This is a genomic window from Muricoccus radiodurans, assembly GCF_050154705.1.
Taxonomy (GTDB): Bacteria; Pseudomonadota; Alphaproteobacteria; order Acetobacterales; family Acetobacteraceae; genus Roseomonas; species Roseomonas radiodurans.
Map to the genome: position 1 here is coordinate 195,477 of NZ_CP189561.1, position 26,668 is coordinate 222,144.

A 26,668-nucleotide genomic window follows, 5' to 3' on the forward strand; every position below is an offset into this window, starting at 1 on the left:
CGGCTCACGCTCGCGGCGTGGTAACCCGGCAGCGCAGCGTTCCCAGCCCGGCGATGGTGCCGACGTATTCGGCGCCGCCGGCAGGAACGGGGATCATCCCGACCAGACTTCCGAGCGTGACGACCTCCCCGCCCCAGATGGTGCGGTCCTCGTGCCGGATGCGGGCGGCCCAGCCCTCCAGCAACTCCGTCAGCGGCATGGAGGGATGCCGGCGGGCGTGGTGGGCGATTTCCACGCCGTCCTGCAGCAGCCGCGTGTCCCCCGGACGCTCGAGTTCCGCCAACGTCCAGCTCCGCGGAAAGGCCCGCACGAGCGCCGAATGGTTCGAGGCGCAGTCGGCGATCCGCTCGAAGGGCGTGACCTGGGCAGTCCCGAAGCGGGAGACGCAGAGCTCGAACAGCACGGCCAGATCGGCGGACTCCGGGAGGCCCGGCACGGTGAAGTCCGAGGCCGGCACCGTCTGGCGGAAAACCAGCGCGATCTCCAGCTCCACCCCGGCCCCGGCGGGCAGCGTCACCGTGGTTCCGTCATCCCCCGATGCGACGATCACCGGCATCGGCGCGGTGAAGAGGTGCGGGCCGTTGCGCCCGACCTTCCACCCGCCGATCGTCTCCCCCGTCTCGGCGAGAGTGGCGATCTGCACCTCCTCCGCCTCCTGCAGGGTCGCGGGCTTCATGGCATCCGGCAGGCCGGGAAGGGTGATCCCCTCCCGGCGCGCCCGCGCGAGCTCCGCGGCTGCCGCGACGACGTCGCTCATACGCCCTGGCCCATCGCCTTGATCGGGGGCGACAGGTCCTTCGGCAGCGGGGATTCGTAGGGGCGGCCGCCCGTCCGCTCCTTGAACTCCTCCTTCGCGCGCGCGATCAGGGAGGGGTCGCGGATGGCGTCCACGGCCGTCCCGGCCATCACCTTCGCCACATGGACCATGCCCTTGTGTGCCGCCGGCGACTTGCCCTGTGCCGTGAGCTGCCAGGAATGGAAGGGCGTGCCGATGGCGCAGGTTGCGCCGCGCGCCTGCACTGTCGGCACGGCCCACGACACGTCGCCGACGTCGGTGGAGCCCACGCCGCCCGAGCCGCGGTTCTCCAGCGGCACGATGATATCGCAGAGCGTCTTCCCCTTCTCCACCTTCAGCCCGTGGCGGCGGTGGGCGGCGGCGATGTCCTGCTCCGTCAGCGTCGCCTGGATCTGCGCGGCATAGGCGCGGTCGGCGTCATCGAACTCCGGGGGGCCAAGGCGCTGGAAGTTGTCGTACATCGCCCGCTCCAGCGGCGCGTTGCCGAGAAGGTTGGAGACGGCGGACACGACCGCCGTCTCCACCGTCGTCTCCGTCATCAGCGCCGCGCCGTCAGCGATCTTCCGCACGCGCCCCACCAGCATGTTCAGCTCCGGCAGATCCTTCGCGCGGATGAGGTAGCGGACCTTCGCGCGGGACTGCACGACGTTCGGCGCGATCCCGCCGCCATCCAGCATGGCGTAGTGGATGCGGGCGTGGTCGGGCATGTGCTCCCGCATGTAGTTCACGCCGACATTCATCAGCTCCACCGCGTCCAGCGCAGAGCGCCCGAGCTCCGGCGCCGCCGCGGCGTGGGACGCGCGGCCGTGGAACGTGAAGTCGATCCGCGTGTTCGCGAGCGACACCGCCTCGTTTACGCCGGAGAAGGAGGCCGGGTGCCAGGAGATGGCGATGTCCACGTCGTCGAAGATGCCGTCCCGCGCCATGAAGCCCTTCGCGGCGCCGCCCTCCTCGGCCGGGCAGCCATAGTAGCGCACGCGGCCCGGGATGTTGTTCTCCTTCAGCCAGTCCTTCACCGCCGCGGCCGCCAGCAGCGACGCCGCGCCGAGCAGGTTGTGGCCGCAGCCATGGCCGGCACCGCCCTGGCCCTCCACTGGCCGGTGCTCCGCGATGCCCGCTTCCTGGGAGAGGCCGGGCAGGGCGTCATACTCGCCGAGGATGGCGATCACCGGCCCGCCCTCGCCCCATTCGCCCATCACCGCCGTCGGGATGCCCGCGAGGTCCTTCGTGATCCGCGCACCCTCCTTCTCCAGCATGGCGATGTGCTCGGCGACGGAGCGCTTCTCGGTGTAGGCGATCTCCGGCGTTTCCCAGACGCGATCGGAGAAGGCGGCGTAGTCGTCGCGGCGCGTGTCCACCGCGCGCCAGACCTGTTCGTCGTTCCGCATGGTTCAGACTCCTTCAGGGCGTCCCGAGCGCCGCGCGCGGGCGCGCCACGGCGGCCTCGGGGGGGTGGATGGTGACCTGGCGGCCATCCTGCCATTGCAGCAGCCAGGGCTGCGCGCGGGTGTTCTGGCCGCGCTCGTCGAAGCGGGCGCCCCAGCCGGCGGGCGTGCCCGCTTCCGGCACGTCGGTCGCCAACATGGCGGCGCGCACCCGGTCCTTGTCCGTGGCGCCCGCGCGCTGGACGGCGTCGAGGCAGATCCTCGCGCCGGCATAGTTGATGAGCGAATGACCGGAGCGCGGGTCCGACCCGTATTGCCGCTTGTAGGCCTCCACGAACAGGCCTGTGCCCGGTGCGGCCCGCTCCGCGATCTCGAACTGGGTGAAGTCCACGTTCATCGTGCCGTCGAAGCTCCGGCCGATGCTGCGCGCCGTCTCGGTCAGGCTGTAGCCGGCCCCGGCGCCGACGACCATGCGCGGCTGCCAGCCCGCCTCCCGCATGGTGCGGTAGAACAGCGTCACATCGTTCTGATAGGCCGTGTGCAGCACCACCTCGGCACCCGCGGCGCGCAGCCGCTGCACCGCGCCGGACAGGTCGGCGCTGCGGACGGAATAGGCGATGCGCTCCACCGCCTCCCGCCCGCGCTCGCGCAGGCGCGTCGCCTGGAAGTCGGCCACGGCCTTGCCGTACAGCCCGTCCTCGTGCAGCAGCGCGACATTCAGTGCGCCGAACTCCACGCCCAGCAGCGGCGCGACGACATCCGCCAGACTGTCCACCGTGACGCGGGCGAAGTCACTCGCGCGCGGGCAGGTGCGGAACACGTTGCGCAGCCCGCGCTCCGTGATGTTGTCGGCGATGGCGCCCAGCTCGAAGAAGGGCACGCCCTGCAGCTCGCTCACCTGCGTCGCGGCGAAGGAGAGATGCGAGGCGTAGGAGCCGAAGAGCAGCGCGGCCCGCTCCGTGCCGATCAGCCGCCGCGTCTCCGCCACCGCCGCGGCCTGGTCCGACGCATCGCCACGCAGCAGCCGGAGCGGGCGGCCCAGCAGCCCGCCGGCCGCGTTGCGCTCCTCGATCGCGATCTCCAGCCCCCGGAAGGACTCATCGCCCAGAAGCGCGAGCGGCCCGGAGAGCGGATAGACCGATCCGATCCGGATCTCCCCGCCCTGCGCCGCGGCCGGCCTCGCGGCCAGCCCGGCGAGAAGTCCGGAGAGGAGGGAGCGCCGGGGCGCGGCCAGTCGCACGGACCTCTCCTCGCGGGTTGTCATGGGGCGGGCGGATGCTCGCCAATGCCGGGCCGGCGCGCAAGCCTTGCCCGCCTTGACGCCTCCCTCGCGCGCCGCGAGTTTGCGCGCAAGCCGGACGGAAGCCGCCCATGCCCACGCTGCCCGAGACGATGACCTTCATGGCCCATGGCGAGGGCGGCGGACCGGACGTGCTGGTCCCCGCCACGGGCCCCCTGCCGCAGCCCGCGGCGGACGAGGTGCTGATCCGCGTCCTGGCCGCCGGCGTGAACCGCCCGGACGTACAGCAGCGCAAGGGCCTCTATCCCCCGCCCAAGGGCGCCAGCCCCATCATCGGCCTGGAGGTGGCGGGCGAGGTCGTGGCCGCCGGGCCGGAGGCCACGCGCTGGAGGGTTGGCGACCGCGTCTGCGCCCTGACCAATGGCGGCGCCTATGCGGAATACGTCACGGCCCCCGCGACCCAGTGCCTGCCCTGGCCCATCGGCTACGACGCCATGCAGGCCGCGGCGCTGCCGGAGACCTACTTCACCGTCTGGGCGAACCTCTTCGGCCATGGCCGGCTGATGGCCGGCGAGTGGGTGCTGATCCATGGCGGCACCTCCGGCATCGGCTCCACCGCGATCCAGCTCGCGAAGGAGTTCGGCGCCCACGCCATCGCGACCGCCGGCAGCCCGGAGAAGGCGGAGGCCTGCCGCGACTTCGGCGCGGAGCACGCGATCGACTACCGCGCCCAGGACTTCGTGGAGGAGGTGAAGCGCATCACGGAGGGCCGCGGCGTGGACGTGGTGCTCGACATGGTTGGCGCGCCCTACTTCCAGAAGAACGTCCGCTGCCTCGCGATGGACGGGCGGCTCGTCCTCATCGCCACCATGCTCGGACACGAGGTGGAGAAGGCGGATATCCGCCCGATCATGCTCCGCCGCCTCACTGTCACGGGTAGCACCATGCGCCCGCGCACCACCGCCCAGAAGGCCGCCATCGCGGCCGAGCTGGAGGCGCGCGTCTGGCCCGTGCTCTCCCAGGGCCGCTGCGGCCCTCACATCCACGCGACCTTCCCGCTGGCCCGCGCGGCAGAGGCGCACCGGCTGATGGAGAGCAGCGCCCATATCGGCAAGATCATGCTCTCGGTGGCCGCGGAGTAGCCGGCCCGCCGCGGTGACCCTCGGCGACTTGCGCTTCCTCGCCCTCGGCGTCCTCCTCTTCGGCTTCGCCTGGCCGGTGACGAAGGACGCGCTGCGGGACGCGACGCCGGTCTGGTTCGGCACGGGCCGCGCCGGCTTCGCGGCGCTGACGGTGGCCGCGGTGCTGCTCGCCCTGCGTCGCCTCCGCTGGCCCGGGCGCGCCGACTGGCCGGCGGTGATCGCGGTCGGCACGATGCAGCTCGGCATCTTCTTCGGGCTGACGCATGTCGCCATCGGCTATCTACCCGCCGGCCGGACGGCGATCCTGTCCAACGTGACGATCATGTGGCTCGTGCCGCTCTCGGTCCTGTTCCTGGGAGAGCGCGTCTCCCCCACGCGCTGGGCCGCGGCGGGGCTCGGGTTGCTGGGCGCGCTCGTCCTCGTCGGACCCTGGGCGCTGGACTGGTCGCGCCGCGAGATCGTGGTCGCACATCTCCTGCTTATGGCCGCCGCGCTGTCCTGGAGCTTCGCGATCCTCGCCACGCGCCGCTTCCCGCCGGGCCGCCCCATGCTGGAGCTGATGCCCTTCTGCTTCGGCATCGCGACACTCCTGCTGCTGCCCCTGGCCCTGATCCGGGAACCCGCCGGTGGGATCGGGCCGAGCGCCTGGCCGCATATGGCGTTCATCGGCCTGATCGCCGCGCCGCTCGGCACCTGGGGCGTCATCGAGGCTGGGCGCCGGCTTCCCAGCACCGTCGCGTCCGTCGGTTTCCTGATCGCGCCGGTTCTCGGCGTCGCGGCCGGCGCGCTCTGGCTCGGGGAGACGATCGGCTGGGATGTCTGGACGGGCGGGGCGCTGGTCCTGGGCAGTGTGATCCTGGCGGTGCGCGGATGATCCTGAACACCGTCGAAGCGGGGGAGGGGCCGCCGCTTGTCCTTCTCCACGGACTGTTCGGACAGGCGCGCAACTTCGGCGCGGTGCAGCGGCGTCTTTCCGCCGAACGCCGCGTGATCGCGCCCGACCTTCGGAATCACGGTGCCAGCCCGCATGATCCGCACGTGGACTACGCCACGATGGCGGCGGACGTGGCCGAGACGCTGAACGCTCTCGGCGTGTCGCGGGCGGACATCGTGGGCCACTCCATGGGCGGGAAGGTCGCGATGACGCTCGCCCTGACGGCGCCGGAGCGCGTGGCGCGGCTGGTCATCTCGGACATCGCGCCGGTCACCTATGCGCCGGCCTTCCGGGCCATGGCCGCTGCGATGCAGTCGGTGCCGGCCGGCGCGCCCCGCGCCGCGGCCGGCGCCGCCCTTGCTGGTTCCGTGCCGGATGCCGGGACGCTCGCCTTCCTTCTCGCCAACCGCCTTCCGGACGGTTCGGGCTGGCGCATCGGCCTCGACGAGATCGCCGCCGCCCTCCCGATCATCGAGGCCTGGACGGCCCCGGACGGCGCCCGCTTCGACGGTCCCACCCTCTTCGTCTCCGGCGAGCGCTCCGACTACATCCAGCGCGAGCACCGTGCGCCCATCCGCGCCCTGTTCCCGGCTGCCCGGTTCATCACGGTGAAGGGTGCCGGCCACTGGGTCCACGCCGACAATCCGGACGGCTTCTCAGCCGTGCTGGAGGCCTTCCTCGCCTGACAGGCGGACGAGCGTGAGTTCGGGCGGCACGCCGAACCGCACCGGCAGGATGCTGCACCCCAGCCCGCCGGAGACGAGGAGCGACCGCCCCGCCTCCCGCACCAGCCCCCAGGCATAGCGATTGCCGAAGCGGGACGAGACGATCGGCGAGTAGCCGGCGATCCGCACCTGCCCGCCATGGGTATGGCCGGACAGGGTGACGGAGACGCGCGGCGGCACCCGCGGGAAGATGTCGGGCTCATGGGCCAGCAGGATCACCGGCGCGTCGTCCGTCACCTGCGCGAGCGTGCCCGGCAGATCGTCGGCGCCGCGCTGGCCGCTGCCGAAGGCCCACTGGCTGTCCAGCCCCGCGAGCCAGACGCCATCGCCGTGCGGTAGCCGCAGCGCCGCATTGGCGAGGACCGGCACCCCGGCCGCATCCAGCAGCCCGCGCATGAGGGGAATTCTGCGGCGCCGCCATAGCAGCTCCGGCGGATCATCCCACCAGTCGTGGTTCCCGAGCACCGCGTGCACGCCGAGCGGCGCGCGAAGGGCCGAGAGCGCCCGCGTGAGCAACTCCCTTGGCACCCGTCCCGTGACCATCGCGTGGTGCGCGGGCAGGTCGCCCATCACCAGCATCAGGTCGGGCTGCAGCGCGTTCGCCGCCGCCACGATCCGCTCCACCCGCGGGAGTGACATGTGCGGCTCTCCCGCATGAATGTCCGCGACAAGGCACAGAGTCAGGGGCGGCCGCCCGCGCCAGCCCGGAACGGTCACGCGCCAGTCCCGCACCACCAGTCGCCAGGCCGGCTCGATCCATAGGGCATAGGTCGAGAGGGCCGCGCCGGCGCCCAGCAGGCCCGCCCCTGCCGCCAGCACCCGACGGCGGGTGATCCAGCCCGTCACATCGCGGCCGGGACCCGGAACCGCCCCGCCTTGTTCAGGTCCGCGGCGCGCCAGAGGTACCAGGCGGCGGCAGAGCGGTAGGGCGCCCAGGCCTCGCCGATCGCGGCCAGCTCCTTCGGCTTCGGCTGTGTCTCCAGCCCCGCGGCAACGCGGTAGCCCTCCCGCACGCCGAAATCGTCCACGGGCAGGATATCGGGCCGTCCCAGCGTGAAGATGAGCAGCATCTCCACCGTCCAGCGGCCGACGCCCCGCAGCGCGACGAGCCGCTCGATCAACGCCGCATCCGAGAGCCGCGTGGCGGCACGTCGGGTGGGCACCCAGCCCGCGGCCGATTTCTGCGCGATGTCCAGGATCGCGGCACCCTTGGCGCCGGAGAATCCACAGCCGCGCAGCGCGCCCTCCGGCAGGGCCAGCACCGCTTCGGGGGGCGGGAAGGGGTGGTGGGGGACGAGGGCGATGAGGCGATTCAGCATCGCCTCCGCCGCCTTTCCGTGGACCTGCTGGTGCGCGATGGCGCGGACCAGCGCCTCGTAAGGCTCGCGGTCTTTGATAGGCTTCAGCGTCATCGGCCCGACCTGCCGCACGACGTGGCTGAGGACCGGATCGGCGGCGAGGTGCTGGCGGGCGGCGCGGGCGCTCATGCCCTGCGTCCTAACCGAAACAGAAACGGAACACCATCCGTCGTCACCGCCCTGCCGGCGCGGGGCGGCAGAGCGGGTGGGCCGCCGTGCGGGCCTGGATGCGCTCGAGCGGCCGTTCACGGTGGCCGGGCCGCAGCACCGCCCAGTAGGCGCCGCCCCCGCTCGCCGGCGTCGCGGGCGTGCCGCCGATCCGCCCCTCCCGCTCCACATGATGGGTCATGATCCGCACGCCGCAGCTCAGGTTCCGGACGGGGTTGTGAGTGTCCTCCGCGCTCGCGTGGTCGCAGTCATAGTGGCGGGTGCTCTCGAAGGAGGTCTGGAGCAGGCCACGGCTGATGACCGGGCGTCCGAAATCATCCGTGAAGGATTCCCGGTGCGTGTGCCCGGGCCGGAAGCCGCTTTCCAGCTCGGCCACGGCCGAGAAGAGCATCAGCCAGACCGCTGCCCGCTCCTCGGGCGAGAGGTGATCGTGGCGTGGACAGAAGGCGGCCCGGTCCGCGGGCCGGCTGCGCAGGAGCGGCGCGCCGGTGCTGCGGAGGCTGACGAGCAGCGCGGCGCTCCAGGCCGGCGCGTCCCGGTGCCGCCCGTCCCAGCGCGCGGGTGTGGGGATGAGACCGGGATCGGTGACGGGCTCGGCGCACCCCCCCATCGTCGCCCCCATGAGGAGCGACGCTACGACCCTCGGCGCCGCACGTTTCCATCGTGACCTCCGCATCGCGCCAATCTGGGCCGCAAAGACGCAGGAAGGGTTAGCGGAACACCATCTGCGGCAGCGAGAGGGTGATGGCCGGCACGTAGGTCACAACCATCAGGCAGGCGAAGATCACGGCGATGAAGATGAGGAGATGCGGCATCATCTTGTCGATCGAGGTTCCCGCTACCTGCGCCGCGGCGAAGAGGTTCACGCCGAAGGGCGGCGTGATCATGCCCAGGGCCAGGTTGACCACCATCACCGTGCCGAAATGCACCCCGTCGATGCCGAAGCGGCTCGCCGCCTCCGCGAGAATGGGGGCGAGCACGATGATGCTCGCTGAGGTCTCCACGAACATGCCGACGACAAAGAGGAAGAGGTTCACGCCGAGGAGGAACATCGCCGGGCCGTTGAACGTTTCGACCAGCCAGGCGGCCGCCAGGTCGGGCACCCCCTGCCGGTTCAGCAGGTAGGAGAAGAGCGCCGCGCAGGCGATGATGAACATGATGACGGAGGAGGAGATCACCGACTTCCGAAAAATCGGGTAGAGGTCGCGCCAGCCGATCTCCCGGTGCAGGAACATCCCGACCACGATCGCGTAGACCACGGCGACGACGCTCGCCTCGGTCGGCGTCGTGATGCCGCCATAGATGCCGCCGAGCACGACGAGGGGCATCAGCAGCGCCCATCCCGCCTGACGCAGCGCCGGCAGGAAGGACAGGCGGCCCTCGCCGTCCCGCTTTCCCCAGCCCTTGATCCGGCACCAGATCAGCACCGTCGCGATCAGGCCGCCGCCGATGACGAAGCCCGGCCCGAAGCCGGCGATGAACAGCTCGGGGATCGAGGTCTGCGTCGCCACCCCGTAGAGGATCATGGGGATGGAGGGCGGGATGATGACGCCCAGCTCCGCCGCCGTGGCCTGGAGCGCGGCGGCGAAGGGCACGGGATAGCCGTGCCGCACCAGCGCCGGGATCATTACCGCGCCGATCGCGAAGGTGGTCGCGACGGAGGAGCCGGAGATCGCCGCGAAGATCATGCAGGTGACGACGCAGGTGGCCGGCAGCCCGCCCTGCACCCCGCCGACGAGCGACTTCGCGAATTCCACCAGCCGGCGGGAGATGCCGCCGACATCCATCAGGTTGCCGGCCAGGATGAAGAAGGGGATGGCCGCCAGCGGGAACTTGTCCAGCGCCACGTAGATTTGCTGCGCCGCCACGATCAGCGGAAAGTTCGTGTAACCCTGGATGCCGACCAGGGAGGCGATGCCGATCGCGACCGCCACCGGCACGCTGGCGGCGAAGAGGACCAGCATGACGGCCAGCATCGCGCCGCTCATGGCCGCGTGCCCCGCGTCTGGACGACCGTCATACCGCCGCCTCCAGTTCCTCGGATCGCCGGTCCAGGAAGCCCGCCAGCGCGCCGATCATCGCGAAGGCGGCCCCGATCGGGATGGCGGCGTAGCCCCAGGAGATTGAGACCTCCAGCCCCGCCATCTCCTGGAAGCGCACCCGCTGCGCCATGGTCCAGCCGAACCAGAAGAGCACGCCCATCAGGACGAGGCTCCCTGCCAGGGCCGCCGCCTCCAGCCCCCGCCGCAGCCCGCGCGGCGCCAGCCGGTGGGCGACGTCGATGGACACGAGCGACCCCGTTCGCAGCGCCGCCGAGAGCCCGAGCAGCGCCATCCAGACGAGGGCGGTGCGCACCAGCGCCTCGGACCAGACGGCCGGCGTCTCGGTCGCGAAGCGGGCGACGACCTGCCAGGCACCCGCGAAGACAGCGACGGCCAGCGCCGCGCAGGCGAGGAGGGTGGCGAGCCCCGTCGTCGTCCGGTCGAGCTGCAGCACGGCCCGTCGGACGCCATCCGCGGCGGGCGTCACCGAGAGCCACAGGCAGGCCAGCACCACGACGGCGCAGAGCGCGCCGATCACCATCAGCGGCACCGTATTCAACGCACCCCTCCGATCCCCCGAAAAGCGACAGCGCGCGGCCGGTGCCGCGCGCCGCCGGAGCGCCCGGTAACGCCAGGTTCTACCGGCCCGGCTGCCAGTCGCGGATGCGGCGGAGCAGCGCGCCGTCCATCTCCCGCTCATATTGCTGGAAGGCGCTGGCGAGCGCCGTCTGGAAGGCGGCGCGGTCCACCTCGGTCGTGACGGTCATGCCCCGGGCGCGCAGCGCGGCGATGCCGGATTCCTCGTCCGCCGTGACCTTCGCCCGGTTGGCGTCGCGGCCCGCGACGGCGGCGGCGTTGAAGGCCGCGCGGTCGGCCGCGCTCATGCGCGCCACCACGTCCGGGTTGCAGATCAGGATGCCCGGCGAATAGACGTGGCCCGTGAGCGTGAGGTAGCGCTGCACCTGGTTCAGGTTGTTCGCCACGATCACCGGGATCGGGTTTTCCTGCCCGTCCACCGTGCCCTGCTGCAGCGCCGGCACGAGCTCGGAGAAGGCCATCGGCGTCGGCAGCGCGCCGAGCGTGGTGAAAGCACGCATGTGGACCTGGTTCTCCATGGTCCTCACCTTCATGCCGCGGATGTCGCCGGGCTGGTGCACCTCCCGCCGGGAATTCGTCAGGTGCCGGAAGCCGTTCTCCATCCAGGCCACGCCGAGCAGCCCGCGCGCGGAGAAGCGGGACAGGACCTGCTGCCCGATCTCCCCGTCCAGCACGCCGCGGGCATGGGCGTAGTCGCGGAACAGGAACGGCACGTCGAAGACCCGTGTCTCCGGCACGAAGTTGCCGACCGGACCGGTGGAGCCGAGGTAGCACTCCACCGTGCCGATCTGGACGCTCTCGATCGCCTCGCGCTCGTTGTCGTTCCGCTGCGCCACGACGCGGTAGCGGCCGTTGGTCGCGCGCTCCAACGATTCCTTGAAGCCGTTGACCCCCGCGCCGTAGTGGCTCGCGATGGGCAGCGGGTGCTGCACGGTGATGGTGGTCTGCGCCAGCGCCGGGGCGGCGATGGCCATGGCGGCCAGGGCAAGGGGGAGCAGACCCCCGCGATGCTCGGTCATCGGATGCTTCCTCCTGGGAACCGCCCCTGAGGCGGCCCGGTTGGCCGGAGATTGCCGGGGCGGTGCGGGGCTGGCAACGCGGGCACCGCATCCGCGCGGCCGGGGCGGCATCGGGAGGCGACCGGGTCAGCGCAGGACTGCCAGCGCGATCCACCCCACCACTGGGACCGCGAGGATCATCGGCCAGAGTTGCCGCCAGAGCGCCCCCGGCCGCGTCCCGTCCCCGAGCAGCCCGCCGACGATGACGGTGTTGGACAATGCGACGCCCGCGCCGGCCGCTCCGGCAAAGTTGTGCAAGGCCGGCGCGAGCGCGGGCGGCAGGCCCGCCGCCGCGCCCAGCCCCGCCTGCACCGCCATCAGCGCCGAGACCGAGGCGACGTTGCTGCCCGTGACCATCCCGGAGAGCAGCCCGAGCGGCGGGATCGCGAAGGGCGCCAGTGCGCCGAGGACCGAGGCCAGCCCGGCCGCGAGCGCCGCCGCCGCGCCCGACCCCGCCATCCACCGCCCGAGCAGGACATAGAGCAGCATCGTCGCCGCCGGCCTTGGCAGGCGTCGCAGCGAGGCCCGCAGCCGCTCCGTCCGGTCCGCCCGCAGGGCGAGCAGCAGCAGCGACACGCCCCAGAGCACGACCGCGACATGCGTCAGCCCGAGTGCTGGCAGATCGTCAAAGGGCCGCCAGGCCGGTGCCCCGTGCCACAGCCGGGCGATCAGCAGGCAAGCGGTCAGCAGCACCCAAGGCGCGAGCAACCTCCCGGCCCGCCGCCATCCCGCTCCGTCGCGCGGCGGTTCCAGCCGCCACAGCGCGAGAAGCAGGAGAGGTCCGACGGCGACGATCCCGACGATCTCGAAGGGCAGGAACCACGCCGCGATCAGGAGCAGGACTGCCACGGCCGCCTGCATCGCCATCTGTGCCGCACGCTCCCGCGCCGGGACGGCCATCCCGATCCGATGCAGCACGGACCAGAGGACGGGTGGCAGGAGCAGCAGCCAGCCTGCGTGGGGCAGGGCCGTCGTCAGGGACAACTCCGCCACCGGCCGGCCGGCCAGCGCCGCGCCGAGCGCCGTTCCCGGCCCAAGACCGCCCCAGGGGACGAGTGTGAGCGCAAGCAGCGCCAACGCTCCCGCCGGCGCCCCGCCCAGCCCCATCCCTCGCAGGGCCGAGAGGGCGAAGACCGCGCCCACGCCGAAGCCCGTCACTGTCTCGACGAAGACGCCGGCCAGCAAGGTCATGACATAGACGCGGCGGGGCGTCGCCGGCGCGCCCTCCGCCGCCCGCGGCGCGGCTGCCGCGGCGAAGAGCAGCCCTCCCGCCAGCACCGCCACCGGCTGCAGGCCAAGGAACAGGGCGCGCAGCGCCTCCCGCGGCAGGAAGGAGAGAAGGTTGGAGCCCGGCGGCAGGGACACGGCCACGGCCGGCACCGCCGCGGCGAGCCCCGCGAGGCAGGCGACGACCGGCCCCGCGCGCCCGAGGAGCAGCAGGGCCAGCAACAGGAGAAGCGGCGCGGCCCGCGCGAGGTCGTCCATCGGCCCGACCATCCTGCGCCTCCGCGGCGCAGCGCGCCAGCTGCCCGAGCCGATCAGCGTACCGGCCGCGCGCCGTCAGAGCGAGGTATCGAACCCCGTCTCAGCCGCGCGCTGCGCGAGGGCCACGGTCTCGGCGAAGATCTCCCGCCGCGCGACGTTGCTGGCCGCGAGGATACGCAGCTCCTCCGGCCCCGTGGCCGGGGTGGGCAGCCGAGTGAGGGATTCCGCCCGCGCGAAGCCCCGCAGCGCCCCCGCCTGGACCAGGGCAAAGCCGTTCGGTGCCGCTGCGACCTGAACCTCGCTGCGCGGGGCGATTCGGCCCACCTCGCGGGAGGAACCGTCGGGGCCGGCGCGGAGAGGGACAGCCTCGGTGGCCGTGGCCGTCAGGACCACGCGCGGAGCCACGGCGGTCCGGCCGCCCGGGGCTCGCCCCGCGGCCGCGTCGAGCGCAGCGGCCCGCCCCGCCGCGCGGTCTCGGAACTCGTTCGCCCGGACGAGGTCGGCGCGCAGGCGCGCGGTCGTCTGGGCCACCCGTGCCCTGGCCGTCGGCTGCGCCAGCCGGCCGAACGACGCGGCGTCCCGCACGAGCCGCACCTCCGTCCACCGGCAATAGACGAGCGCGTCGAAGGCGGCCTGAAGCCGGTCGAGCGCGGCATTTTCCCGCGCGAGCTCCGCGGCCAGTTCGGCCGGGCCTCCCGCCGGACGGGGCGGCGCGCCCAGCAGGTCGCCGGCGGAGACGAAGACCCGCACCTGCGGGCCGCAGCCATCCTCCGAGCTTGCGGCCGGGGCCGCGGCGGTTCGGTCGAGCACCATGGGCGCGGCGCCCCCGCGCGGTGGGGCGCAGCCCGCCAGCATCCCGGCCAGCCCGAGGGCCGCGAGCATGACACCCCCGCCCGGCCGGGCCGAATGGGTCCGGGTCGGCGTCGCGGTCATCGGGGGTCCTCCATCGGTTGCAGGAGCGTAGCCATAAACTGGTTGAGGCCGGAACGGCGGTCACCGCGGGAACAGATTCACGCTACGATTCGCGAATATTGCACTGCAACGGAAAACCGGACGCGCCTTGGCCGTTAGCGGCCCAGCCGAATGCCCGGCATCCACCATCGGAGGAGCCCATGAGACGCCGCGGCCTCCTCGCAGGTCTCGCCCTGGTCGGCTTGGCCGCCCGTCCCGGCGTGCTCGGCAACTGGTCGGAGCAGGCCAGCGCCGCAGACAGCCCCGAGCAGCCATTCGACGACACGACGGTGCGGGAGACCGCCCGGCAGCTCGCGCGCCGTGCCTACGAGGCCCCGAGCGAGCGCCTGCCCGGACGGCTCGGCGAGATCGGCTACGACGTCTACCAGAGCATGGTGTATGACCGGACCCGCGCGCTCTGGCGGGCGGAGGGGCTGCCCTTCCAGATGCAGCCCTTCCACCGCGGGTTCCTCTACAAGCCGCGGGTGGAGCTGTTCGAGGTGGCGGACGGACGCGCGCGGCCGATCCCCTACGACGCCTCGGCCTTCGACCTGACCCATGCGGGCGGCCCACCGGGGGAGGATATCGGTTTCGCCGGCTTCCGCCTGACCAACCCGATGAACCGACCCGACCATTTCGACGAGGTCGCGTCGTTCCTAGGTGCGAGCTACTTCCGGGCGATCGGCAAGGGGCATGTCTACGGCCTCTCGGCCCGCGGCCTGGCGATCGCGACGGCGGAGCGGACGGGAGAGGAGTTCCCGCTCTTCCGCGCCTTCTGGATTCAGCGGCCGCGTGCCGGCGGGGATTCGATCGTCGTCCATGCGCTGCTGGACAGCCCGAGCACGACCGGCGCCTACCGCTTCACCATCCGCCCCGGCGAATCCACCATCTTCGATGTGGAGGCGCGGCTTTATCCCCGGACCGAGATCGCGACCCCCGGCATCGCGCCGCTGTCGAGCATGTTCTACTTCTCGCCCCTCGATCGCCTGGGCGTGGACGACTACCGCACGGCCGTCCATGACTCGGACGGGCTGATGCTCTCGACCGGCCGCGGCGAGGCGGTTTGGCGCCCCGTGAACAACCCCCGCGACCTGCAGGTGAGCGTCTTCACCGACGCCAACCCGCGCGGCTTCGGCCTGATGCAGCGGCGCCGGAGCTACGGCGACTACGGCGACCTGGAGGCGCGCTACGACCGCCGTCCCGGCTGCTGGGTGGAGCCGATCGGCGATTGGGGGGAGGGCGCGGTGCACCTGGTGGAGATCCCGACAACGGGGGAGATCCACGACAACATCACCGCCTTCTGGCGGCCGAAGGACCCGCTGCGGGCAGGGCAGGAATATTCCTATGTCTACCGGCTGCACTGGTTCGGCGCCTCGCCTTTCTTCGGCCGGCCAGGGGCGCCGGCCCCGGCGCAGTTCGCGGCCGCCAGCCAGGGCGTGAGCCTCGGGAACCGCGAGGCGCGGCTCTTCGTGCTGGAGGCGGCCGGGGGCCGGCTGCAGGATCTGCCGGCGGACTTCGTCCCCACCCTCGACGTGACCTCGAGTGCCGGGCGGATCGTCAACCCCGTGGCCCGCCGTAACCCGGAGACGGGCGGATGGCGACTGAGCTTCGAGCTGGTCCCCGGCCCGGCACGGCTGGTGGAACTGCGGGCGCTGATGACCGGTCCGAACGGTCCTCTGACCGAGACGTGGCTTTTCCGGTGGACGCCGTCCTGAACGGGACGCTGGCGGCGGGTGAGGCGGCCGCGCTGCCGGACATGCCGCCCGAGGCGCCGCTGCCGATGCCGGTTCAGGACCTGCGCGCGCGGCCCGGGGCGGCGCGAACCGTCACCACCTCCCCGCCGGGCATCCTGACGCGGCGCGCCGGCGTCCTGCTCGTGACGTTGATCCTGACCGCCATCGGCGTGCGGGAGATGGCGATCGCGCTCGACATCTCCTCCCCGCTCTCGCTGGAAGCGGCGGTGCTGGCGCTCTTCGTGCCGCTCTTCGCCTGGATCGCGCTCTCCTTCTCGAGCGCCCTCTGCGGCTTCGGCAGCCTCGTCGCGCGTGGCGGCTGGGGACTGGGCATCGACGCCGGCGCGCCGTTGCCGGAACTCCGGTCCCGCACCGCCCTGCTGATGCCCGTCTATAACGAGGACCCGACCCGCGTGATGGCGGCGCTGGAGGCGACCCACGCCGCCCTGCGCACCGCCGGGGCAGCGGACCGCTTCGACCTCTTCATCCTGAGCGACACGACCGACCCGGACGCCTGGGTGCGGGAGGAGGCAGCCTATCTCGCGCTCCGGGCGCGGGCGGGCGAGGGCGCGCGCATCTTCTACCGCCGCCGCCGGCACAACACGGACCGCAAGGCCGGCAACATCGCGGACTGGGTGACGCGCCACGGCGGCGCCTATCCCCACTTCCTCATCCTAGACGCGGACAGCGTCATGGCGGCGGAGACGCTCATCCGCCTCGCCGCCGCGATGGAGCGGCACCCCGGCGTCGGGCTGATCCAGACCCTGCCGGTGATCGTCAACGGCCACTCGCTGTTCGCGCGGATGCAGCAATTCGCCGGGCGCGTCTACGGCCCGATGATCGCGCACGGGATTGCCTTCTGGCACGGGGCGGAGGGCAATTACTGGGGCCACAACGCGATCATTCGCACCGCCGCCTTCGCGGAGTCGGCGGGGCTGCCACACCTGGGCGGCCCCAAGCCCTTTGGCGGCCACATCATGAGCCACGACTTCATCGAGGCCGCGCTGATGCGCCGCCGCGGCTGGGCTATCCACTTCGTCCCGGCGCTGCGCGGTTCCTATGAGGAAAGCCCACCCTCCCTGACCGACCTCTCCGTGCGGGACCGGCGCTGGTGCCAGGGCAACCTGCAGCACATGGCGGTCCTATCGGCGCGCGGGCTGCACCCGATCAGCCGGAGCCACCTGCTGGTCGGGATCGGTTCCTACGTCACGGCGCCGATGTGGCTGGGCTTCCTCGTCCTCGGGCTGCTGCTCGCGCTCCAGGCGCGCTTCGTCCGGCCGGTGTACTTCCCGGAGGGGCCGGCCCTTTTCCCGCACTGGCCGTCGGTGGACCCGGTGCGGTCCATGTGGGTCTTCGCCGGCACCATGGCGCTTCTGCTGCTGCCCAAGCTGCTCGCCTGGGCGGCGCTGATGCTGAACGGGCCGGACCGGCGCGGCTGCGGCGGCGCGCTCCGATCTTTCGTGAGCGTCATCCTGGAGAGCGTGCTGGCCGGCCTGCTGGCGCCGGTCGCGATGCTGACGCAATCCACGGACGTGCTCTCCATCCTGCGCGGGCGGGACTCCGGATGGCAGCCCCAGGCGCGGGACGACGGCACGCTGCCGCTGCGGCGACTTCTGCGGCTCTACGGCCGGCACACCGCCTTCGGGCTGGTCTTCGGCATCGGCGCCTTCCTCGTCTCCCCTTATCTCGCGGCCTGGATGCTGCCGGTGGTGATCGGGCTGGCGCTGGCGGTGCCGCTGGCCGCGCTGACCGCGCGTCGGGACCTCGGGATCGCGCTGCGCCGGCTTGGCCTGCTCCTCATCCCCGAGGAGCGCGACGCGCCCGAGATCCTGCGCCAGGCCGCGGCCCGCCGAGCCGAATGGGCGGCGCTGGTCCCCGCCGAGGAGGCCGTCGCGCGGCTGCTGCACGATCCCGCCGTGCTGGCCGCGCATCGCCGGATGTTGCCGCCGCCTCGGCGGCCGGGCGTGGACCCGGTCGACCCCGTGCCGCTCGTGGCCGCTGTGCGCGCCGCAGAGGCGCCGGACCTGCCCACCGCGCTCTCGGCTCTGTCCCGCGCGGAGAAAGCGGCGCTGCTGGCCGATGCGGCGGGACTCGACCGGCTCCTGTCGCTCGGCCGCGACGGGCTACGGCAGGCCGCGTGATGGAGGCACCGCTCATCGTCACGCTCCGCTTCGACGCGGAGTCCTTCGGGCGGCTCGACGCGCTGCGGACGGCGCATTTCCCGCCGGAGCGGAACGTCATCCCGGCGCATCTGACGCTGTTTCACGCCCTGCCTGGCGCGGAGGAGGCGGCGATCGCAGAGGGGCTCGCGGTCGCCTGCCGCGCCAGTCCGGTGATGCGGCCTCGGATCGCCGGCCTGCGCTCCCTCGGCGGCGGCACTGCCTTCGTGGTGGAAGCGCCGGACCTCACCCGGATGCGGAAAGATCTTGCCGCTCGCTGGGCGGAATGGCTGACGCGGCAGGACTCACAGCCCTGGCGGCCGCACGTCACGATCCAGAACAAGGTCGCGCCGGACGCGGCCCGGGCCCTGCTGGAGGCGCTGCGCCGGGACTTCCACCCCTGGGAAGCAACGGGGGAGGGGCTGCTGCTCTGGCGCTACCGCGGCGGCCCCTGGGAGGCCGCCGGGTTCTTCCCCTTCGGGGCCTGATTCAGCCGTTGCCGCCGCTGCGGCGGCGCTGAGTCGTGCGGGCCTGGCGTGGCGGCTGGTTCGCCTGGGCCTGCGCCCGCGCGGCGGCCGCCCGTTGCCGGACCAACTCGTTGCGCGTCATCGGCCGGTTGCCGCCGCCGCCCGTGCCGAACCCGTTCAGGTCCTGCGAGCCGGCCATCGGCGACTGGCCGTGGACCACGCCGGCCGATCGGCCGATCGAGGCCGCGCTCTGCGCCAGCGCCGGACCGGCCGCCAGCACGGCACCGAGGGTGAGGAGCGGAATGATGCGGATCATGGGGCGGTCTCCATTTTCGGACGTTAGCTCGGAAACCGTGCCCTGTCATGCAAGATGCGACGCCCTCACACGCTCGACAGCAGGCCGGCGAGGAGGCGGGCGCGAGGGACGATGCTGTCCGTGCGAATGTACTCGCCGAGGGTGTGATAGCCCGCCCCGACAACCCCGAGGCCATCGAGCGTCGGGATGCCCATCGCCCCGGTGAAGTTGCCGTCCGAACCTCCGCCGGCGCTCATATGCGGCAGGCCGTGGCCCAGCCCGCGGGCGAGGGCGAGCGCCTTGCCATGGAGCTCCAGCACGGCGTCGTCCGGCTCCCAGACGGGGCGGGTGACGCCGCGGGTGACGGAAAGGACAACGTCGCTCGCCGAGCCGCGCAGGGCGAGCATCCGCTCCACGGCGGCGTCGAGGTCCTGCTGGCGCTTGGCCATGCTCAGCGCCTCGGCATCGCAGTGGGTGGCTACGCAGTTCACCCACTGGCCCCCGTGGATGACGCCGACGGAGAAGGTGGCGGCCTCGGTCGTCATCGCCTCGATCGCGAGGATCTGGCGGCACATCTCCCGGATGGCGGAGCGGCCGTCGGCCAGCGCGGCGCCGGCATGGCTCGGGCGGCCGGTGGTGCGGAGGTTGAAGCGCGCGATGGCGTAGCGGCCGGTCACCACGCCGCCCATGGGGCTGTCGCCGTCGGGGCGGCCGGGCTCGGGCACGAGCACCACGGCGTGCCGGGCCGCCTCGGCCTCGATCACGTCGCGGGTGGAGGGGGTTCCGACCTCCTCGTCGGGCGTGAGCAGGAAGGTGACGGGGCGGGAGGTAGCGATGCCGGCGCGCAGGAGTTCCCGCATCGCCTCAACGGCCAGCAGGGTGCCGCCCTTCATGTCGCCGATGCCCGGGCCGGTGCAGCGGTCGCCCGTGACCTGGAAGGGCAGGGCGGCGAGGGTGCCGACGGGGTGCACCGTGTCTAGGTGGGCGAGGACGAGGATGCCCGGCGCCCCCGGGTTCGCGTGCGGGAAGGTCGCGCGGACGCAGTCGCCGAAGCCCATCCGGCCGGGAATGCGCTCGATCCGCGCGCCCAGCATGGCCAGGTCGCGAGCCGCGAGGCTCATCATCCGGTTCACGGCCGCGGCGTCGAAGGTCGGGCTCTCGCACTCCACCCAGGGACGCAGGCGGTCGAGGATCGCGTCGCGCTCGAAGGGCAGGTTCAGGGCGGGGGCGCGTTCGGGCAGGGCGTCCATGCGGGCAGGGGTCCTTGGCTGGCGGCCCAGCCTGCGCGCCGCGACGGGTGGCGTGAAGGGGGGCGTTAAGCGCTGGTTGGCCGGATCGCGCCCGGGCGGGTAGGGTCCGCCGCATGAGCGGTTCGCTGAGCCTGACCCCCCGCCGGATCGCGCCACAGACCGGGCCTATCGCCTGGTCCGCGGCCGAGGTGCCGGCGAGCGAGCGGATGATCCCCCTCGGCGCGGAGCACGCGGCGGAGCTGTCCGCGCCCGGCCTGCCCACCCCGAAGATGGACGCGCTGGCGGCGGAGTTGCGCGGGCGCCTGGATCACGGGCGGGGCTTCGCGCTGCTGCGCGGCCTGCCGGTCGGTGAGGACCAGGAGGCGCCGCTGCGCGCGATCGCGGAGCGTCTGGGCGCCGTAGTGCCCGCCGCCCCCGCATCCGGCAGCCGCCATGCCGAGGCCTGCGACGCGCTGCTGCTCCGCGTGGCGGAGGCGTCCCAGGTCACGCTCGTCGCGGCGGCGGCGGTGCACAACGCGATCCTCCGCGCGGACCGGGCGGCCCTGTCCGCGCTCTACGATCCGGCGGAGGGCGCGATGACCGTCTTCTCCGCGGAAGGCGGCGTGTTCGGCGCGCGCTGGGATGACGAGGCGCTGCCGGCCGAGCGCGCCCCCGCGCTCGCGGCCGCGCTGGAGGATCCCACCCTCCCGCTGGAGCTCGATCTGCGGGCGGGGGACATCCTGGCCCTCAACCCCTTTCTCGTCTGGGCGAGCCGGCTCCCGCGGGCCATGGCCATCGCGGTGCGCACGACGCCGTCGCAGCTTGACGCCGCGGCCTTCGCGCCGCTGCGGGGGGCGGCGGGCTGATGCGGATTCTGATCGCCAACGCGAACACGACCGAGGCGATCACGACGCTCTGCGCCGAGGCGGCGCGGGGGGCGGCCTCCGCTGGCACGGAGATCGTGCCGGCGACGCCGCGCTTCGGGCCGGCGGTGATCTCGACGCGCGTGGAGAACGCGATCGCCGCGCACGGCATTCTGGACCTGCTGGCGGAGCACGCGGGGGCGGTGGATGCGGTGGTGCTGGCCGTCTCCCACGACACGGCGCTGGAGGCGGCACGGCAGATGATGCCCTGCCCGGTGGTCGGGATGACGGAAGCGGCCTGCCTCGCGGCCTGCCTGCTCGGATCGCGCTTCGGGTTGGTGACCTTCGGCGGCGTGGAGAGCTACCGCGAGCTGGTCGGGCGGCACGGGCTGTCGTCGCGGCTGTCCGGGCTGGTCGGCGTGGACGCGACGCCGCCGGAGGCGCTGGCCGACCCGGAGGGCGTCGCGCGGAAGGTGGCGGCGGGGGTTGCCGCGCTGGTCGCGGGTGGGGCGGATTCGGTCGTGCTCGGCGGCGCGGCGCTGGCCGGGATGGAGCCGCGGCTGCGGGCGGAGTCCCCAGCGCCGCTGCTGGACGGCATCGCCTGCGGAGTGCGGCTGGCCGAAGCGATGGTGGGGCTCGGCGCCGCGAAGCCGCGCGTCGGGCCGATGGCCGCGCCGGCCGGGCGGGAGTCCGTCGGGCTGTCGCCGGCGCTGGCGGCCCTCCTGCGCGGCGAGAAACCAGGGACCTGAACGGGGCGTTGCGGGGTTAATTCTCTCAGGACCCCCAGCGATGCGCCTCGACGGCCCGGAAAGCCAGAACATCGACGACCGCCGCGGCGGCGGTTTCGGGGGGGGATTCGGCGGCGGCAACGGCGGCGGCATCGCGGTCGGCGGTCTCGGCGGCGTGGTGCTGCTGATCCTCGCGCTCGTCTTCGGCGTCGATCCCTCCGTCATCATGGGCGGGGGCGGCGGATCCGACCCGCAATACGTGCCGCGCCAGGAGCGGCCCTATGACGGGCCGCAGGGCCGGGCGCCCGCGCCGCAGGGCACCCCTCAGGCTGGCGCGCAGAGCAACGACGCCGGCCGCCGCTTCATCGGGCAGGTTCTGCGGGAGACGGAGCAGGTCTGGAACGCGCAGTTCCAGGCGATCGGGCGGCGCTACGAGGAGCCGGTGCTGGTGCTCTTCTCCGGCGCGACCCAGTCGGGCTGCGGAGCGGCGCAGGCGCAGACCGGGCCCTTCTACTGCCCGAACGATCGCCGCGTTTACATCGACCTGGATTTCATGGCGCAGCTCCAGCGCCAGCTGCGCGCGGGCGGCGACTTCGCCGCGGCCTACATCGTCGCGCATGAGGTGGGGCACCACGTGCAGAATCTGCTCGGCATCCTGCCGCGGGTGCAGCAGGCCCAGGCGCGCGGCGGAAACGAGAACGCGCTGCAGGTCCGGGTGGAGCTGCAGGCGGACTGTCTGGCCGGCGTCTGGGCGAACCAGGCGCAGCGGGCGCGCAATATCCTCGAGGATGGCGATATCGAGGAGGGCATGAATGCCGCCGCCGCCGTGGGCGACGACCGCGTGAGCGGCGGGCGCCTGCGGCCGGAAAGCTTCACCCACGGATCGTCCCGTCAACGGGTGCAGTGGTTCCGGCGCGGGCTGGAGCAGGGGAACCTGCAGGCCTGCGACACCTTCTCCGGGAACTGAATTCGGGTCGGGCCCGCTCCGCGGGCCTGACCTCGCGAAGCCGGACGGTGTAGCGTCCGGCCATGCCGAAGATCGCCGTGGCCCGCCTCTGGTTCGAGGGGAATTCTTTCACGCCGTCGCCTACGGGGCGGGCGAAGTTCGAGTCGCGCGAGTGGGCGACGGGGAAGCAGGCCCTGTCGCTCTATGCCGGGACGGCGACGGAGATCGGGGCGGTGGGTGCGTTCCTCGCCACGCGGCCAGGATGGGACGCGACGGTGCTGCGATGTGCCTCGGCCCAGCCCGGCGGGCCGATGGCCGACGAGGTGCTGGCGGGTTGGCTGGCTGAGGTGCTGCCCCCGTTACGGACCGGGGGATTCGACGGGGTGTACCTGTCGCTGCATGGGGCCTGCGTGGCCGCATCGGACCCGGCCCCGGACCTGACCATCGCCCGGGCGGTGCGGGAGGCGGTGGGACGAAAGGTCCCGGTCGTCGCCTCCTTCGACTTCCATGGAAACATGGCGCCGGAGATGGCGGAGCTGCTGGACGGCGCGAGCGTGTATCGGACCTATCCGCACGTCGACATGGACCGTGCGGCGTCCCGGGCGCTGGACATGCTGGAGCGGCGGGTGGGCGGCGGCGCACCGCTTCACGGGGCGATCCGGAAACAGCCGATGGTGCTGCACTCCTTCCACATGCGGTCGGCTGGCGGGCCGATGGCGGAGGTGTGGGCCATGGCCGCGGAGCTGGAGGAGGGGGCGGTCTGCGAGGCGGCGCCCTTCGGCGGCTTCGCGTGGTCGGACAGTCCCTATGCCGGGCCCAGCGGGATGGCCTGGGCATCCGATGCCGGCGCGGCCAAGGCGGCGGCGGATCGGATCGCGGAGGCCATCGCCGCCCGGCGTTCGCGCTTCGACGTGACGCTCCCCGGGCCGGAGGAGGCGTTGCGGCAGGCGCTGGCCGGGCCGGCAGGGTTGGTGGCGTTGCTGGACCCGGCGGATAATCCGTTCTCCGGCGGAATCGCGGATACGCCGGACATGTTGCGGGTGCTGGTGGAACAGCCGCCGCCGGTGCCGGTGGTGTTCGCGTTCCTGCATGATCCGGACGGCGTGCAGGCGGCCCTGGCGGCGGGGGAGGGAGCGGTCGTCGAGCGGGCGCTGGGCGCGCAGGTCACGGGGCTGTTCGGACCTCCGGTGCCGTTCCGCGGCGTGGTGGAGCGGCTCACCGGCGGACGCTACGTCAACGAGGGACCGATGGAGCGCGGGTCTCCGGTGGATCTCGGGCCGACCTGCGTGCTGCGGTGGGAGCCGGCGGGCGGAGGGGTCCTGCGGGTGATCGTGACAAGCCGCAAGGAGGCGGCGGTGGACCCGGCCTTCTTCGCGCTGCACGGGATCGACCTGGGCGCGACGCGCCTGCTGGCGGACAAGGGAAAGAACCACTTCCGGGCCGCGTTCGCGGAGCGGTGCTCGATGATCGTGGAGTGCGATTGTCCGGGGCCGGCCTCGCTCGACCTCGCGGCGCTGCCCTTCCGGCACGTGCCGGAAGGTTGGCGCATCCCGGGCGGCTGACGCCGCCCGGGGGAGGCGTCAGAAGAAACCGGTCGGATTCGCGATCGGCTTGCTGTCGTTCCAGCGCAGGATCGGCCGCACGATCCGCACCACGTACCAGACGATGAACGGCAGAACGAGCAGGAGCCCAATCAGCAGGAAGGAGGTGATCATGACGATCACGCCGAGGAGGAGCGACCACCAGAAGGTTCGAATCGCATAGGTCATATGCGACTCCCAGATCGTGCCCCGGGCCTCGTCCCGCTTCAGGTAGGCGATCACGACGCCCACGATCCCCGTGAAGCCCAGGACGAGGCTTGCAGCATAGAGCGCGTGGACGATGATCGTGATGTTTCGAAGCGGCGCGTCGGCTGGCGCTTCCCCGGCCGTGTTCGTCATCGACATGCGTTGAAATTCCCCTGTTCGGCCGCGTGAATTCCGCGGTCCCGCTCACGAGAATGTCATGAAGGGGGCGGGCGCTCAACGCGCCCGCCTGTCGCGTCCGTCGCGCGCTAGTCCAGCTTCGCGCCGGCCTGGCGGACCACCTCGCGCCATTTGCTGTTCTCGGCGGCGATGTAGCGGTCCATCTCGGCGGGGTTCAGGGGGCGGGGGGCGCTGCCGATCTCGCGCAGGCGCTCCTGGTTCGCGGGCTCGTTCACAATTGCGACGATGTGCTGCGCGATGCGCTCGACAACCGGGCGGGGGGTGCGGCCGGGCGCCTGGACGCCGAACCAGGCGACGGCCTCGAAGCCCTCGATCCCGGCCTGCGCGACGGTCGGGACTTCGGGGAGGGAGAACCAGCGCTCGCGGGAGGTGACGGCAAGGCAGCGCAGGCGGCCCTCCCGGATATGCGGGAGGTAGGCGGGAAGGTTGTCCACGGCGAGTTGCAAGCGGCCGCCGAGGAGGTCGGGGATGACCTGCCCGGTGCCGCGGTAGGGGACATGCGTCATGTCCGTGGAGGTGCGGGTCTTCAGGTATTCGCCGCAGAGGTGGCCGGAGGTGCCGTTGCCGGGGGTGCCGTAGTTCAGCGCGCCGGGCTGGCCGCGGGCGAGGCGGAGCAGGTCCTCCAGTGTGCGGGCCTGGCTATCCACGTTGACGATGATGCCGTTCGCGACCTCGTTCACCATCGCGACGCTGGTGAGGTCGCGTGCGGGGTCGTAGGGCATACGGCTGTAGAGGTACTGGTTGATGCTGGCCGTGCCGATCGTGCACATCAGCAGCGTGTGGCCGTCTGGGTCGGCCTTCGCGACGATGTCCGCGCCGAGGTTGCCGCCGGCGCCGGGACGGTTGTCCACCACCACGGTCTGGCCGAGCGGCCCCCCCAGGCGCTCCGCGATGAGGCGTGCCGTGAGGTCGGTCGCGCCGCCGCCGGCGAAGGGGACAACGAGGCGGATCGGACGGTTGGGGAAGGCAGGCTGGGCGCGCAGCAGCGTCGGCGTGGCGAGGAGCGGCAGGGCGCCGAGCAGGGCGCGGCGGGACGTTGGCATGGGCGTTGTTCCTGGCGTTCCTGGGAGCCGCGCATGATTGCGGCGGAGGCCCGGGGCGTCCAGCGGCGGGGGGGCGCGAAGGGATATGGAGGCCGGGGGCGCTGAACGAGAGACCTCCCTGAGATCACCGACGCCGATCTAGTCCGGCGTGGCGCCCGACCGACGCACCACCTCGCCCCAGCGGCGGATCTCCTCGCGCACGAAGGCGGTGAAGGCGGCGGGGGTGGTGCCGCCATCCGGCGTCAGGTCCGGCATCATGCCGCCGAGGTCGGCGATGCGGGCCTTCGTGTCGGGCTCTTTCACGATGGAGTCGATCACCTCGCCCAGCCGGTCGATGATCGGGCGCGGGGTGCGGGCGGGAGCCTGGATGCCGAACCAGGCGGTGGCCTCGACGCCGGGCAGGCCCTCCTCGATGCAGGTGGGGACCTCAAACAAGGCCGGCGTGCGGGTGGCGGTCGTGACGGCCAGGGCGCGCAGGCGGCCATCGCGGATGTGGCCGATGGCCGAGGGAAGGTTGTCGACCGCGACCTCCACGCGCCCGGCCATGACCTCGGCCAGCATGGGGCCGGCGCCGCGGAAGGGGACATGGGTGAGGTCGATCCCGGCCTCGAGCTTCAGGAGCTCGCCCGTCATGTGGAGGGAGGTGCCGGCGCCTGAGGACCCGATGTTCAGCTTGCCGGGATTGGCTTTGGCGTGCGCGACGAGCTCCCGCAGGGTGCGGACGGGCAGGGCGTTGGTGACGAAGATGACGTTCGGGACGCGGACGACGAGGCCGACCTCCGCCAGGTCCTCCGGCCGGTAGGGCATGCGGTTGCCGTAGAGGGTGTAGTTGATGGCGCCCGACGAGATCGCCTGCATCAGGATCGTGTAGCCGTCCGGCTCGGCCTTCGCGACGACGTCGGCCCCGATGTTGCCGCCCGCGCCCGCGCGGTTCTCCACCGGAAAGGTCTGGCCAAGGCGGACCTGCAGCCGTTCGGCAAGGATCCGGGCCGCGAGGTCGGTGGTGCCGGCAGGCGTGAAGGGGACGACCATGCGGACCGGGCGATTGGGGTAGCTGGCGCCCGGTGCCTGGGCGCGGGCGAGGGAGGGCACGAGGAAGGGGGCGGCGAGAAGCGCGCGGCGAGGCGTCATCGAGAGTTCCTCCGGCGCCGGGTCTGGTGCCCGGGCTCGTCGTGCGAAGTCGTGGCGCGCGGCATCGTGGGTTGCAAGAGCGGCCCGCGACTGGCGCCATGACGCGCGAATCGCTCCGCGCGCCGGCGGGGCCGGGATGTCGCCGCGGCTTCTTCGCGCCGGCGTGAAACGCCCGGGCCTCAGCGGCGATGTTTGGGGGAGGCGGCAG

General features: G+C 72.7%; 26 protein-coding genes. 10 read left to right on the plus strand and 16 right to left on the minus strand.

What is annotated here, in order from left to right; translation table 11 throughout:
* Positions 1-4 precede the first annotated feature (4 nt).
* From ACP6CK_RS01020 to ACP6CK_RS01030, 3 genes are read right to left on the minus strand one after another with little or no spacing between them, the layout of a single operon-like run.
* Entirely contained in the window at positions 5-757 is a 753-nt protein-coding gene (locus tag ACP6CK_RS01020) for a hypothetical protein (RefSeq protein WP_426956914.1), read from the minus strand.
* Positions 754-2,184 carry a M20 family metallopeptidase gene (locus tag ACP6CK_RS01025; RefSeq protein ID WP_426956915.1) on the minus strand — a complete coding sequence of 477 codons (1,431 nt, stop codon included), beginning with the start codon at positions 2,182-2,184 and terminating at the stop codon, positions 754-756. The genes ACP6CK_RS01020 and ACP6CK_RS01025 overlap by 4 nt, the downstream gene beginning before the upstream one ends.
* A 13-nt stretch (positions 2,185-2,197) precedes the next feature.
* Entirely contained in the window at positions 2,198-3,421 is a 1,224-nt protein-coding gene (locus ACP6CK_RS01030) for an ABC transporter substrate-binding protein (protein ID WP_426956916.1), read from the minus strand.
* A gap of 131 nt (positions 3,422-3,552) precedes the next feature.
* On the opposite strand from ACP6CK_RS01030, the gene ACP6CK_RS01035 reads away from it, so the two are divergent.
* From ACP6CK_RS01035 to ACP6CK_RS01045, 3 genes are read left to right on the plus strand one after another with little or no spacing between them, the layout of a single operon-like run.
* The gene (locus tag ACP6CK_RS01035) at positions 3,553-4,563 is read left to right on the plus strand and encodes an NAD(P)H-quinone oxidoreductase (RefSeq protein WP_426956917.1); all 1,011 of its coding nucleotides are present in this window, start codon (positions 3,553-3,555) and stop codon (positions 4,561-4,563) included.
* A gap of 13 nt (positions 4,564-4,576) precedes the next feature.
* On the plus strand, positions 4,577-5,437 hold the full coding sequence (locus ACP6CK_RS01040; RefSeq protein WP_426956918.1) for a DMT family transporter: 861 nt from the start codon (positions 4,577-4,579) through the stop codon (positions 5,435-5,437).
* Positions 5,434-6,183 (plus strand): alpha/beta fold hydrolase, encoded by a 750-nt coding sequence (locus ACP6CK_RS01045; RefSeq protein ID WP_426956919.1) that lies wholly within the window; start codon positions 5,434-5,436, stop codon positions 6,181-6,183. Before ACP6CK_RS01040 ends, ACP6CK_RS01045 begins: the two co-directional genes overlap by 4 nt.
* Here ACP6CK_RS01045 and ACP6CK_RS01050 read toward each other — a convergent pair.
* The 8 genes from ACP6CK_RS01050 to ACP6CK_RS01085 all read right to left on the minus strand — a co-directional run bounded on the left by ACP6CK_RS01050 (position 6,154) and on the right by ACP6CK_RS01085 (position 13,863).
* The gene (locus ACP6CK_RS01050) at positions 6,154-7,068 is read right to left on the minus strand and encodes a metallophosphoesterase (protein ID WP_426956920.1); all 915 of its coding nucleotides are present in this window, start codon (positions 7,066-7,068) and stop codon (positions 6,154-6,156) included. The two genes, ACP6CK_RS01045 and ACP6CK_RS01050, sit on opposite strands and share 30 nt — an antisense overlap.
* The gene (locus ACP6CK_RS01055) at positions 7,065-7,709 is read right to left on the minus strand and encodes a DNA-3-methyladenine glycosylase family protein (protein ID WP_426956921.1); all 645 of its coding nucleotides are present in this window, start codon (positions 7,707-7,709) and stop codon (positions 7,065-7,067) included. The genes ACP6CK_RS01050 and ACP6CK_RS01055 overlap by 4 nt, the downstream gene beginning before the upstream one ends.
* 43 nt (positions 7,710-7,752) lie before the next feature.
* Positions 7,753-8,358 (minus strand): transglycosylase SLT domain-containing protein, encoded by a 606-nt coding sequence (locus ACP6CK_RS01060; protein ID WP_426956922.1) that lies wholly within the window; start codon positions 8,356-8,358, stop codon positions 7,753-7,755.
* Between the two features lie 100 nt (positions 8,359-8,458).
* Entirely contained in the window at positions 8,459-9,736 is a 1,278-nt protein-coding gene (locus tag ACP6CK_RS01065; RefSeq protein WP_426956923.1) for a TRAP transporter large permease, read from the minus strand.
* Between the two features lie 28 nt (positions 9,737-9,764).
* A complete protein-coding gene (locus tag ACP6CK_RS01070) occupies positions 9,765-10,340 on the minus strand; it encodes a TRAP transporter small permease (RefSeq protein WP_426959841.1) in 576 nt (191 codons plus the stop codon).
* Positions 10,341-10,428: 88 nt separating this feature from the next.
* The gene (gene dctP, locus ACP6CK_RS01075; RefSeq protein WP_426956924.1) at positions 10,429-11,406 is read right to left on the minus strand and encodes a TRAP transporter substrate-binding protein DctP; all 978 of its coding nucleotides are present in this window, start codon (positions 11,404-11,406) and stop codon (positions 10,429-10,431) included.
* A gap of 126 nt (positions 11,407-11,532) precedes the next feature.
* Positions 11,533-12,930: an L-lactate permease gene (locus tag ACP6CK_RS01080; protein ID WP_426956925.1), complete on the minus strand. Its 1,398-nt coding sequence runs from the start codon at positions 12,928-12,930 to the stop codon at positions 11,533-11,535.
* A 75-nt stretch (positions 12,931-13,005) separates the two neighbouring features.
* Positions 13,006-13,863, minus strand: a complete 858-nt coding sequence (locus ACP6CK_RS01085) for a hypothetical protein (RefSeq protein ID WP_426956926.1) — start codon at positions 13,861-13,863, stop codon at positions 13,006-13,008.
* A 179-nt stretch (positions 13,864-14,042) separates the two neighbouring features.
* Between ACP6CK_RS01085 and ACP6CK_RS01090 the strand changes: the two genes are divergently transcribed.
* The 3 genes from ACP6CK_RS01090 to ACP6CK_RS01100 are packed head-to-tail and all read left to right on the plus strand — an operon-like array spanning position 14,043 to position 18,261.
* Entirely contained in the window at positions 14,043-15,596 is a 1,554-nt protein-coding gene (locus ACP6CK_RS01090) for a glucan biosynthesis protein (RefSeq protein ID WP_426956927.1), read from the plus strand.
* A complete protein-coding gene (gene mdoH / locus ACP6CK_RS01095; RefSeq protein WP_426956928.1) occupies positions 15,569-17,755 on the plus strand; it encodes a glucans biosynthesis glucosyltransferase MdoH in 2,187 nt (728 codons plus the stop codon). Before ACP6CK_RS01090 ends, mdoH begins: the two co-directional genes overlap by 28 nt.
* Positions 17,755-18,261, plus strand: a complete 507-nt coding sequence (locus tag ACP6CK_RS01100; protein WP_426956929.1) for a 2'-5' RNA ligase family protein — start codon at positions 17,755-17,757, stop codon at positions 18,259-18,261. Before mdoH ends, ACP6CK_RS01100 begins: the two co-directional genes overlap by 1 nt.
* Before the next feature lies 1 nt (position 18,262).
* Here the strand turns inward: ACP6CK_RS01100 and ACP6CK_RS01105 are convergent, their stop codons facing one another.
* A complete protein-coding gene (locus tag ACP6CK_RS01105) occupies positions 18,263-18,556 on the minus strand; it encodes a hypothetical protein (protein ID WP_426956930.1) in 294 nt (97 codons plus the stop codon).
* A gap of 65 nt (positions 18,557-18,621) precedes the next feature.
* Entirely contained in the window at positions 18,622-19,785 is a 1,164-nt protein-coding gene (locus tag ACP6CK_RS01110) for a M20/M25/M40 family metallo-hydrolase (protein ID WP_426956931.1), read from the minus strand.
* 113 nt (positions 19,786-19,898) lie between these two features.
* Here ACP6CK_RS01110 and ACP6CK_RS01115 point away from each other — a divergent pair, with 113 nt between their 5' ends.
* From ACP6CK_RS01115 to ACP6CK_RS01130, 4 genes are all read left to right on the plus strand, one after another.
* Entirely contained in the window at positions 19,899-20,630 is a 732-nt protein-coding gene (locus ACP6CK_RS01115; RefSeq protein WP_426956932.1) for a hypothetical protein, read from the plus strand.
* Positions 20,630-21,376 carry an aspartate/glutamate racemase family protein gene (locus ACP6CK_RS01120; RefSeq protein WP_426956933.1) on the plus strand — a complete coding sequence of 249 codons (747 nt, stop codon included), beginning with the start codon at positions 20,630-20,632 and terminating at the stop codon, positions 21,374-21,376. Before ACP6CK_RS01115 ends, ACP6CK_RS01120 begins: the two co-directional genes overlap by 1 nt.
* Positions 21,377-21,416: 40 nt before the next feature.
* Positions 21,417-22,322 carry a KPN_02809 family neutral zinc metallopeptidase gene (ypfJ, locus tag ACP6CK_RS01125; RefSeq protein WP_426956934.1) on the plus strand — a complete coding sequence of 302 codons (906 nt, stop codon included), beginning with the start codon at positions 21,417-21,419 and terminating at the stop codon, positions 22,320-22,322.
* A 62-nt stretch (positions 22,323-22,384) separates the two neighbouring features.
* A complete protein-coding gene (locus ACP6CK_RS01130; protein WP_426956935.1) occupies positions 22,385-23,863 on the plus strand; it encodes a M81 family metallopeptidase in 1,479 nt (492 codons plus the stop codon).
* Between the two features lie 18 nt (positions 23,864-23,881).
* Here ACP6CK_RS01130 and ACP6CK_RS01135 read toward each other — a convergent pair whose 3' ends face one another.
* The 3 genes from ACP6CK_RS01135 to ACP6CK_RS01145 form a co-directional block, all read right to left on the minus strand.
* Positions 23,882-24,247: a DUF4870 family protein gene (locus ACP6CK_RS01135; protein ID WP_426956936.1), complete on the minus strand. Its 366-nt coding sequence runs from the start codon at positions 24,245-24,247 to the stop codon at positions 23,882-23,884.
* Positions 24,248-24,354: 107 nt separating this feature from the next.
* Positions 24,355-25,329 carry a Bug family tripartite tricarboxylate transporter substrate binding protein gene (locus ACP6CK_RS01140; protein ID WP_426956937.1) on the minus strand — a complete coding sequence of 325 codons (975 nt, stop codon included), beginning with the start codon at positions 25,327-25,329 and terminating at the stop codon, positions 24,355-24,357.
* A 138-nt stretch (positions 25,330-25,467) separates the two neighbouring features.
* Positions 25,468-26,460, minus strand: coding sequence for a Bug family tripartite tricarboxylate transporter substrate binding protein (locus ACP6CK_RS01145; RefSeq protein ID WP_426956938.1), 993 nt, complete (start codon positions 26,458-26,460; stop codon positions 25,468-25,470).
* Positions 26,461-26,668 lie beyond the last annotated feature (208 nt).

What these genes read in the sequence shown, in the direction of transcription:
- ACP6CK_RS01090 (WP_426956927.1), top strand. Translation starts at nt 14,043, where the DNA reads ATGAGACGCCGCGGCCTCCTCGCAGGTCTCGCCCTGGTCGGCTTGGCC.
- ACP6CK_RS01020 (WP_426956914.1), bottom strand. Translation starts at nt 757, where the DNA reads ATGAGCGACGTCGTCGCGGCAGCCGCGGAGCTCGCGCGGGCGCGCCGG.
- ACP6CK_RS01045 (WP_426956919.1), top strand. Translation starts at nt 5,434, where the DNA reads ATGATCCTGAACACCGTCGAAGCGGGGGAGGGGCCGCCGCTTGTCCTT.
- ACP6CK_RS01055 (WP_426956921.1), bottom strand. Translation starts at nt 7,709, where the DNA reads ATGAGCGCCCGCGCCGCCCGCCAGCACCTCGCCGCCGATCCGGTCCTC.
- ACP6CK_RS01080 (WP_426956925.1), bottom strand. Translation starts at nt 12,930, where the DNA reads ATGGACGACCTCGCGCGGGCCGCGCCGCTTCTCCTGTTGCTGGCCCTG.
- ACP6CK_RS01110 (WP_426956931.1), bottom strand. Translation starts at nt 19,785, where the DNA reads ATGGACGCCCTGCCCGAACGCGCCCCCGCCCTGAACCTGCCCTTCGAG.
- ACP6CK_RS01120 (WP_426956933.1), top strand. Translation starts at nt 20,630, where the DNA reads ATGCGGATTCTGATCGCCAACGCGAACACGACCGAGGCGATCACGACG.
- ACP6CK_RS01025 (WP_426956915.1), bottom strand. Translation starts at nt 2,184, where the DNA reads ATGCGGAACGACGAACAGGTCTGGCGCGCGGTGGACACGCGCCGCGAC.
- ACP6CK_RS01115 (WP_426956932.1), top strand. Translation starts at nt 19,899, where the DNA reads ATGAGCGGTTCGCTGAGCCTGACCCCCCGCCGGATCGCGCCACAGACC.
- ACP6CK_RS01065 (WP_426956923.1), bottom strand. Translation starts at nt 9,736, where the DNA reads ATGAGCGGCGCGATGCTGGCCGTCATGCTGGTCCTCTTCGCCGCCAGC.
- ACP6CK_RS01085 (WP_426956926.1), bottom strand. Translation starts at nt 13,863, where the DNA reads ATGACCGCGACGCCGACCCGGACCCATTCGGCCCGGCCGGGCGGGGGT.
- ACP6CK_RS01140 (WP_426956937.1), bottom strand. Translation starts at nt 25,329, where the DNA reads ATGCCAACGTCCCGCCGCGCCCTGCTCGGCGCCCTGCCGCTCCTCGCC.
- ACP6CK_RS01035 (WP_426956917.1), top strand. Translation starts at nt 3,553, where the DNA reads ATGCCCACGCTGCCCGAGACGATGACCTTCATGGCCCATGGCGAGGGC.
- ACP6CK_RS01105 (WP_426956930.1), bottom strand. Translation starts at nt 18,556, where the DNA reads ATGATCCGCATCATTCCGCTCCTCACCCTCGGTGCCGTGCTGGCGGCC.
- ACP6CK_RS01145 (WP_426956938.1), bottom strand. Translation starts at nt 26,460, where the DNA reads ATGACGCCTCGCCGCGCGCTTCTCGCCGCCCCCTTCCTCGTGCCCTCC.
- ACP6CK_RS01130 (WP_426956935.1), top strand. Translation starts at nt 22,385, where the DNA reads ATGCCGAAGATCGCCGTGGCCCGCCTCTGGTTCGAGGGGAATTCTTTC.
- ACP6CK_RS01060 (WP_426956922.1), bottom strand. Translation starts at nt 8,358, where the DNA reads ATGGGGGGGTGCGCCGAGCCCGTCACCGATCCCGGTCTCATCCCCACA.
- ACP6CK_RS01100 (WP_426956929.1), top strand. Translation starts at nt 17,755, where the DNA reads ATGGAGGCACCGCTCATCGTCACGCTCCGCTTCGACGCGGAGTCCTTC.
- dctP (WP_426956924.1), bottom strand. Translation starts at nt 11,406, where the DNA reads ATGACCGAGCATCGCGGGGGTCTGCTCCCCCTTGCCCTGGCCGCCATG.
- ypfJ (WP_426956934.1), top strand. Translation starts at nt 21,417, where the DNA reads ATGCGCCTCGACGGCCCGGAAAGCCAGAACATCGACGACCGCCGCGGC.
- ACP6CK_RS01135 (WP_426956936.1), bottom strand. Translation starts at nt 24,247, where the DNA reads ATGTCGATGACGAACACGGCCGGGGAAGCGCCAGCCGACGCGCCGCTT.